This is a genomic window from Arthrobacter sp. Br18 (genome assembly GCF_000520555.1).
GTDB lineage: Bacteria > Actinomycetota > Actinomycetes > Actinomycetales > Micrococcaceae > Arthrobacter_D.
Genome location: NZ_KI914883.1, coordinates 1 through 7,948, shown reverse-complemented (window position 1 = coordinate 7,948; position 7,948 = coordinate 1). Strand labels below are relative to the sequence as shown.

Sequence of the window (7,948 nt, the reverse complement as noted above, 5' to 3'; positions counted from 1 at the left end):
GAGCAGCCGCTGGCCGGCTCGTTCAACCAGCTCCGGCAGCTGAAGGCGGCGAATCCCGGTTGTGAGCGGTGATCTCCCTCGGGGGCTGGACCGGGTCGAAGAACTTCTCGCGTGCCGCGGCGACCGATGGGAAGCGCAGGGCCTTCGTCGCATCGTGCTGTATCTCAGGGGAAGCCTGCCGCTGATCGAGGGCAGGGGAGGAGACGGGCCGGCGGCCGGCATCTTCGACGGAATCGACATCGACTGGGAGTGGCCGGCCACCGACAGCGGCCTGGAGGGAAACTCTGTGGAGCGCGACAACGACGCCGGGAACCTCCGGCTGCTGCTGCAGGAGTTCCGCACACAGCTGGACGCCTGGGGAGGCCGAACGGGACACTCCTATTCGCTGAGTGCCTTCCTCCCGGCGAATCCGAAGGACATCGAGGCAGGCGGCTGGAACGATCCCCGGTTGTTCGACTACCTCGACGCCGGGATCAGCCCGGCCCAGCTCGGTCTCGGCCTCGCGGCATTCGGCAGGGGATGGGCCGGTGCGGCCACGCACAAGCTCTGGGGAGCCGCCACCGGACCGGCTCCGTCACGCGCAGAACCAGGGCTGGAGGACTACGACTGGCTGCGCGGTGTCGGCAGGGAATTCACGGATGAAAAGCTCGGGGCGGCGTGGAGGTTCGACGGTGACTCGTGATGGAGTTATGACAACCCGGGGAGCCTGCGCGCCAAAAGTGACTACATTCAGCACAGGGGGCTCGGTGGCGCCATGTGGTGGGGCCTTGCGGGTAACCGCGACGGGTCCCTGGTCGCCGTGCTGTCCGACCGACTGCGTGCAGCACCCCGCGGATCCGCCCTCGACGGAGTGCTGCCGGCCACCTGACACACGAAAGGCCCCGGTCAGATGACCGGAGCCTTTCGTGGGTATTTCTTTTCGAACACAGTGCGCGCGAAGGGATTCGAACCCCCAACCTTCTGATCCGTAGTCAGATGCTCTATCCGTTGAGCTACGCACGCCAGCAGTGGGTTATCAACCGTTCCACCAGCCAGCCGTTTGGCCGTAGACAACTTTACAGGCAAAGGGCATCGGCGCCTAATCAACTGAACATCAATCAAACCGCTGTGGATTGGCTAGACCGGTCTACGTGACCTTTGTCACACCCGAGCCGCTATTTGTCCGGGTAGATCCTGACGCACCGCGGCAGGCCGCTTTATCAGGCGAATTCCACCGCACCGGAACGCCGGCGCGGAAATACCGCGCGCTTAGCATCAATACACACCAGCCACCCAATGAAGGGAAGACTAATGGGCCATCCCGTGCGCCAGCAGGTTGAAGAAAGTGCCGACACCAGCAAGGGAGGTGCGCCCGTGTCCGCTGCCGGAAACGATTCAGCGCCGACCACCCACGCCAGGTTGCTTGCCTGGGTGCGCGAGGTCGCCGAGCTGACACAACCCGCGAGAGTGTACTGGGTGGACGGTTCCGCGGGCGAGAACACCCGGTTGACGGATGAGCTGGTGGACGGAGGCACCCTCGTCCGGCTGAAGCCCGAGACCTTCCCGCACTCCTTCGCCGCTTTCTCCGATCCTGCTGACGTGGCGCGGGTCGAAGAGCAGACCTTCATCTGCTCGAAGGATAAGCGGGAGGCGGGATTCACGAATAACTGGATGGAACCGGCGCAGATGAAGGAAAAGCTGCGCGGCCTCTTCTCGGGCTGCATGCGCGGCCGCACCATGTACGTCATCCCGTTCGTGATGGGACACCTCGACGCCGAGGACCCGAAGTTCGGCGTCGAAATCACCGACAGCGCCTATGTCGTGACCTCCATGCGCATTATGGCCACCATCGGTACCGAAGTCCTCGACAGGATCACGGAGCTCGACGCCGAGTTCGTTCCGGCCCTGCACTCGCTCGGTGCGCCCCTGGCGGACGGTGACACCGACGTCCCCTGGCCCTGCAACACGGAGAAGTGGATTGTCCACTTCCCGGAGGAGCGCTCCATCTGGTCCTTCGGATCCGGGTACGGCGGCAACGCCCTGCTCGGCAAGAAGTGCTACGCGCTGCGCATCGCCTCGGTGATGGCCCGCGATGAGGGCTGGCTCGCGGAGCACATGCTGATCCTGAAGCTCACCTCGCCGCAGGACAGGACCTACTACCTCTCGGCCGCCTTCCCGTCGGCCTGCGGCAAGACGAACCTCGCCCTGCTCGATCCCACCATCGACGGGTGGAAGGTCGAGACACTCGGTGACGACATCACCTGGATGCGCTTCGGGAAGGAGGGCGAGCTGCGCGCAGTGAACCCGGAAGCGGGGCTGTTCGGCGTCGCTCCCGGCACCGGCTGGCACACGAACCCGAACGCGATGCGTGCCATCGCCAAGGGCAACTCCATCTTCACCAACGTGGCACTGACCGACGACGGCGGCGTGTGGTGGGAGGGCATGACTAAGGAAGTGCCGGAGCACCTGACCGACTGGCAGGGCAACGACTGGACGCCTGCCTCCGGGCGGACGGCGGCGCACCCGAACGCCCGCTTCTGCACGCCGATCGACCAGATCGACATGCTGGCGGAGGAATTCAACCGGCCCGAGGGTGTCGAGCTCTCGGCCATCCTGTTCGGCGGACGGCGGAAGACCACCGTCCCGCTGGTCACGCAGTCGCGGAGCTGGGCCAACGGAATCTTCATGGGCTCCACCCTGTCCTCCGAGACCACCGCTGCAGCCGCGGGTGAAGTGGGCCGGGTCCGCCGGGATCCGATGGCGATGCTGCCCTTCATCGGATACGACGCCGGCGACTACCTGCGGCACTGGATCGACCTGAGCGCGAAGGCCGACCAGGAGCGGCTGCCCAAGATCTTCCTGGTCAACTGGTTCCGGCGCACGGCGGACGGCGGATTTGCATGGCCGGGCTTCGGCGACAACTCGCGGGTCCTCAAGTGGGTCATCGAGCGCCTGGAAGGAACCGCCGATGCCGTCGAGACCCCCATCGGGTATGTCCCCACGGGCGACGCGCTCGACCTCACAGGGCTCGACATGACACCGGCCGAGGTCGAAGCGGCCGTGCACGTGGACTCCGCGGAGTGGGCAGCCGAGCTGGAGGGCATCGAGGAATGGTACAGCCGGTTCGGCGATTCGCTGCCGGACGAACTGACGGGCCAGCTCAACGAGTTGAAGGACCGGTTCAGCGCGGTCTGAGCTTCTGTTGAGACACCGACTGCCCCGCTGCTTCCTCATTCGGAAGCGGCGGGGCAGTCCTGTTTCCGTAGGCCAGGGTTACTGCCGCACCAAGGCGAGGACCCTGTCCACAACCTGCTGGAGCGTTGCGGGGTCCACCGCCTCTGCGTTGAGGCGAAGGAAGGGCTCGGTGTTGGAGGCACGCAGGTTGAACCACCAGTTGCCGTGCTCCGGGGTGAACGTAACGCCGTCGAGCTCGTCCACCACCACGCCTTCGGTTTCGAATTCCGTCCGCGCGCGCCGGATGGCCGCAGGCAGGTCCTCGACCCTCGAGTTGACCTCGCCCGAGGAGAAGTAGGGCTCGTATTCACGGCCGAGGTCGGACAGCGGGCCCTCCTGTTCACCGAGCGCGGCCAGGACGTGCATGGCGGCGAGCATTCCGGTGTCCGCGTTCCAGAAATCCCGGAAGTAGTAGTGGGCCGAGTGCTCGCCGCCGAAGACCGCGCCCTCCTCCGCCATCACTGCCTTGATGAAGGAGTGGCCCACGCGCGTGCGCACGGGGCGTCCGCCCTCACGCCTGATGAGCTCGGGCACGGCCCGGGACGTGATGAGGTTATGGATGATCACTGGAGTGTCCTCGCCGGCCGCCCGGGCGCGGGCGATCTCGCGGCGGGCGATCATGGCGGTGACCGCACTGGGGGAGACCGGTGCGCCCTGCTCGTCGATGATGAAGCAGCGGTCGGCGTCGCCGTCGAACGCGATGCCGAGGTCTGCCCCATGCCGGACGACGGCGGCCTGCAGGTCGAGGAGGTTCGCCGGCTCGAGGGGGTTGGCCGGGTGGTTGGGGAACGAGCCGTCCAGCTCGAAGTACAGCGGAATGATGTCCAGCGGCAGCGCGGGCAGCAGGCGGTCGCCCAGCACTGCGGGGGTGGTGAGACCCGCCATGCCGTTGCCGGCGTCGACCACCACCTTGAGGTGCCGAAGCGCTGAAAGGTCCACCTGCGAGCGCAGGAAGCGGGAGTAGTCAGGCAGGACGTCGCGCACGCTGATCGAACCGGGGCTGTCGGCCGCGGGAATGGAGCCCTCGTCGAGGTAGCGCTCGGCGAGGTGCTGAATTTCGCGCAGTCCGGTTTCCGAGGACAGCGGCACAGCGCCTGGCCGCGTCATCTTCATGCCGTTGTACTGGGCCGGATTGTGGCTTGCCGTGAAGGTGACGGCCGCGGCGTTCAGCGTACCGCTGGCGTAGTAGAGCTCGTCGGTCGAAATGAGGTCGAGCAGCACCACGTCCGCTCCGCGGCGGGTAGCCCCTTTCGCGAAGGCGCTGGAGAATTCCGGGGACGACGGACGCATGTCCCCGCCCACGAGGATGCTCATCCCTGCCAGTCCGAGGGAGTCGACGAAGGCCGCACCCACCGCCGTGACGGTCTCCACCGTGATGGTCTCCCCGACAATGCCGCGCACGTCATAGGCCTTGAATGAAGCAGAAAGGTCGAAGGTTTTGTTCACGGTTCGAAGTCTAACGGTTGCAGGGATGCTCCCCTGAGTTGTCGCCCGGCTGGCGCCCACGTGCACACCTACCGGTGCCCTGCCGCCAGGAAAGGCAGGGGCGGCTGGAATACTTGACGGCATGCCACAGACAGCAGTTCTCCGGGATCAGGCCACCAGCATGCTGCAATCGCTGGTCGGCACCGCGGATGCAGATTTCCACGACGGCCAGTTCGAAGCGATCGAAGCGCTCGTCGAGGGAGGCCGGCGAGCACTGGTCGTCCAGCGCACGGGGTGGGGCAAGTCAGCCGTCTACTTCGTGGCAAGCCTGCTGCTGAGGAACCGCGGCGCGGGCCCCACCCTCATCGTGTCGCCCCTGCTGGCGCTCATGCGCGACCAGGTGGCGGCCGCCGCCCGAGCCGGGGTACGCGCTGAGGCCATCAACTCGGCCAACCAGACAGACTGGGACGACATCACCGCCAAGCTGGATGCCAACCAGGTGGACGTCCTCCTGGTGTCGCCCGAGCGCCTCAACAATCCGGCGTTCCGGGAACGCCACCTGCCCGAGCTGATGCGCCGCACAGGCCTGCTCGTCATCGATGAGGCGCACTGCATCTCCGATTGGGGCCACGACTTCCGCCCTGACTACCGCAGGCTGCGCGAGCTCGTTGCGGCACTCCCGCAGGGCGTGCCGGTGCTGGCCACCACAGCCACCGCCAACTCACGGGTGGTGAAGGACGTCGAGGAGCAGCTGGGAACGGGCGGCACCGACGTCTTCACGCTACGGGGAAAACTCGCACGGGAATCGCTGCGGCTGGGGGTGCTGCGGCTGCCGAGCCCGCGGGCGCGGCTCGCCTGGCTCCTGACGCACCTCGAATCCCTGCCGGGGAGCGGAATCATCTACGCACTTACAGTGTCGGCGGCGGAAGACACGGCGCGGCTCCTCCGCGAGAACGGCCACGCGGTGCAGGCTTATACAGGACGGACGGACCCTGCCGACCGCGAGGCGGCCGAAACCGCCCTGAAGCGGAACGAGGTCAAGGCGCTGATTGCCACCAGCGCACTCGGTATGGGCTTCGACAAGCCAGACCTCGGTTTCGTGGTGCACCTCGGTGCGCCCTCCTCGCCCGTGGCGTACTACCAGCAGGTGGGCCGTGCCGGCCGCGGCACTCCCAATGCCGATGTCCTGCTGCTGCCCGGTGCCGAGGACCGCGACATCTGGGAGTACTTCGCCACCTCCTCCATGCCGTCCGAGGAGGCGGCCCACCAGGTTCTGGAGGCACTGGAGCCGGGGGCCGTCCTCTCGACACCTGCCCTGGAAGCGCGCGTCAATCTCAAGAGATCGCCCCTTGAGCTGCTGCTCAAGGTGCTCGACGTCGACGGCGCCGTCCGCAAGGTGTCAGGAGGCTGGGAGGCCACCGGGCACCCATGGTCCTACGACGCCGAACGGTACCGGCGCATCAGTGAGGCGCGGGTCGCCGAGCAGCGCGCCATGCTCGACTACGAGAGTTCCTCAGCGTGCCGGATGGAATTTCTTGCGTCCTCCCTCGACGACCCGGCCGCGTCCCCCTGCGGCCGCTGCGACAACTGCGCCGGGCCGTGGTACTCCGGCGATATCGGCTCCGACGCGGCCGACAACGCCGGGCAGGCGCTGAGCCGGGTGGGGGTCGAACTCGAACCGCGCGGGCAGTGGCCCAGCGGCATGGACAAGCTGGGAGTGCAGGTCAAGGGAAAGCTCAAGCCGGGAGAGCTGGTGGGGAACGGACGGGCACTGGCCCGCATGACCGACCTCGGGTGGGGAAACCGGCTGCGGGAACTCCTGGCCGACTCGACACCGGATGCACCACTGGATGCGGCAGTCATCGACGCTTGCGTTCGGGTCCTGGCCCAGTGGACCTGGGATTCCCGTCCTGTAGCGGTGGTCGCCATGCCGTCCCGGCGCCATCCACAACTCATCGGCTCCCTCGCGCAGGCGCTCGCCGACGTCGGGCGTATCCCCTTCCTGGGGGTGCTCGAAATTCCCCAGGGGTGGCCTCCGGGACATCCGGGCGGCAACAGCGCCTTCCGGCTCGCCTCGGTCTGGGACCGCTTTTCCGTCCCGCCCGAGGGGCAGGCCTGGTTCGCAGCCAATCCCGGACCGGTGCTGCTGGTCGACGATCTCGCGGACAGCCGATGGACTCTGACCGTGGCTGGGCGGGCGCTGAGGACGGCGGGGGCAGGATCGGTGCTGCCGTTCGCCCTTGCGCTGCGGGCATAGCGGGCGCCATCGGCCAACTGGATGGACCACCCATGCAGAAGGGCCCCCTCTTTCGAGGGGGCCCTGGCGCGGAGACGGGGAGATTTGAACTCCCGGTGGACTTTTGGCCCACACTTCATTAGCAGTGAAGCCCATTCGGCCGCTCTGGCACGTCTCCAGTCGCTATTGCTAGCTTCCCAAGGTTACCCAGAAGGGGCATCCAGAGCAAAACCGCGGGTTCCGAAAGTGCAAGCACTCGCCTCGACCTTTCATGAGGAGTGTTTCCTGGTGGTCGGGGCCTACTGGCCGCCCAACGGTTCGGATTTGTTAACCTACAGGTGAGGCAGTGGCGATAACGTTCTTCCCCCAAGGGTCTTCGGTATAGCAGCTGATGATGACCACCCTGTTCGGAACGACGTCCCAGATTGCGCTGGTTTTCAAGGAGTCCTTGTCGTGAGTGGTCACGGCGTCGATGACGTAGTTCATCGTTCCAGCGGTGGTGGTGAGGGTCAGGACATCTCCCACGGAGGCATGGGTGCTGAACCGGTCAAAAGGCGCTTCCCTGCCCTCCCAGCTATGGCCGGTGATGTAAGTGGTGTCGGTGGAGCCTACTCCTGGAGCGCCGTAGGAGCTTATCCAGTAACCATCGTCTGTGAAAGGTGGAACGATTGACTGGCTGGCAAGATCCTCAGTTGTAAGACTCAGCGGCAGCACACGAACGTCGATGCCAGCAGCAGCGACAGTGATCCTGGTCGGGGTCGCGACGACTGGCCTCGAGACCGCTGCGCCATTCGATCCAGCCGATATCGGAACAGGTGCCGACTCATTTTGCGGCACTGCTGGAGTTTCGGGAGGAGCCGCGAGAATCTGTTCTTGATCACTTCCGGATATCTTGGTAGCGGATGAAGTTTCGGGCGACGCTTCGTTATCTAGTCCAGAATTCTGTGAAGTGTCGGTTCCTTCTGTCGATGTCGGGGCGGTCATCACAGGCGCCTGAACCTCCGGTGATGTGAAGTTCGCAGTGTTTTGCGGCACGAAGAAAAACAGCTGTTGAAACAGAATCAGACACAGCAG

The 7,948-nt window shown here is 65.8% G+C and carries 5 protein-coding genes and 2 tRNA genes; 3 read left to right on the top strand and 4 right to left on the bottom strand.

From position 1 onward, the window contains the following. Positions 1–61 precede the first annotated feature (61 nt). Positions 62–682 carry a glycosyl hydrolase family 18 protein gene (locus Y704_RS21390; protein ID WP_026550558.1) on the top strand — a complete coding sequence of 207 codons (621 nt, stop codon included), beginning with the start codon at positions 62–64 and terminating at the stop codon, positions 680–682. A 247-nt stretch (positions 683–929) separates the two neighbouring features. Here the strand turns inward: Y704_RS21390 and Y704_RS0113820 are convergent. Continuing rightward, positions 930–1,002, bottom strand: a tRNA-Arg gene (locus tag Y704_RS0113820). Positions 1,003–1,290: 288 nt separating this feature from the next. Here Y704_RS0113820 and Y704_RS0113815 point away from each other — a divergent pair. Then, positions 1,291–3,174, top strand: a complete 1,884-nt coding sequence (locus Y704_RS0113815) for a phosphoenolpyruvate carboxykinase (GTP) (RefSeq protein ID WP_081747666.1) — start codon at positions 1,291–1,293, stop codon at positions 3,172–3,174. Positions 3,175–3,252: 78 nt separating this feature from the next. Here Y704_RS0113815 and Y704_RS0113810 read toward each other — a convergent pair whose 3' ends face one another. Continuing rightward, positions 3,253–4,659 (bottom strand): phosphomannomutase/phosphoglucomutase, encoded by a 1,407-nt coding sequence (locus tag Y704_RS0113810; RefSeq protein ID WP_026550556.1) that lies wholly within the window; start codon positions 4,657–4,659, stop codon positions 3,253–3,255. Between the two features lie 121 nt (positions 4,660–4,780). Between Y704_RS0113810 and Y704_RS0113805 the strand changes: the two genes are divergently transcribed. Then, entirely contained in the window at positions 4,781–6,895 is a 2,115-nt protein-coding gene (locus Y704_RS0113805) for a RecQ family ATP-dependent DNA helicase (RefSeq protein WP_026550555.1), read from the top strand. A gap of 69 nt (positions 6,896–6,964) precedes the next feature. On the opposite strand, the gene Y704_RS0113800 is transcribed toward Y704_RS0113805, so the two are convergent. Then, a tRNA-Ser gene (locus tag Y704_RS0113800) sits at positions 6,965–7,052 on the bottom strand. A gap of 149 nt (positions 7,053–7,201) precedes the next feature. Continuing rightward, on the bottom strand, positions 7,202–7,948 hold a 747-nt coding region (locus Y704_RS24580; RefSeq protein WP_162149413.1), incomplete at its 5' end, for a sortase domain-containing protein.

Coding starts and splice junctions, on each gene's coding strand:
- Y704_RS0113815 (WP_081747666.1), top strand. CDS start 1,291: ATGGGCCATCCCGTGCGCCAGCAGGTTGAAGAAAGTGCCGACACCAGC.
- Y704_RS0113805 (WP_026550555.1), top strand. CDS start 4,781: ATGCCACAGACAGCAGTTCTCCGGGATCAGGCCACCAGCATGCTGCAA.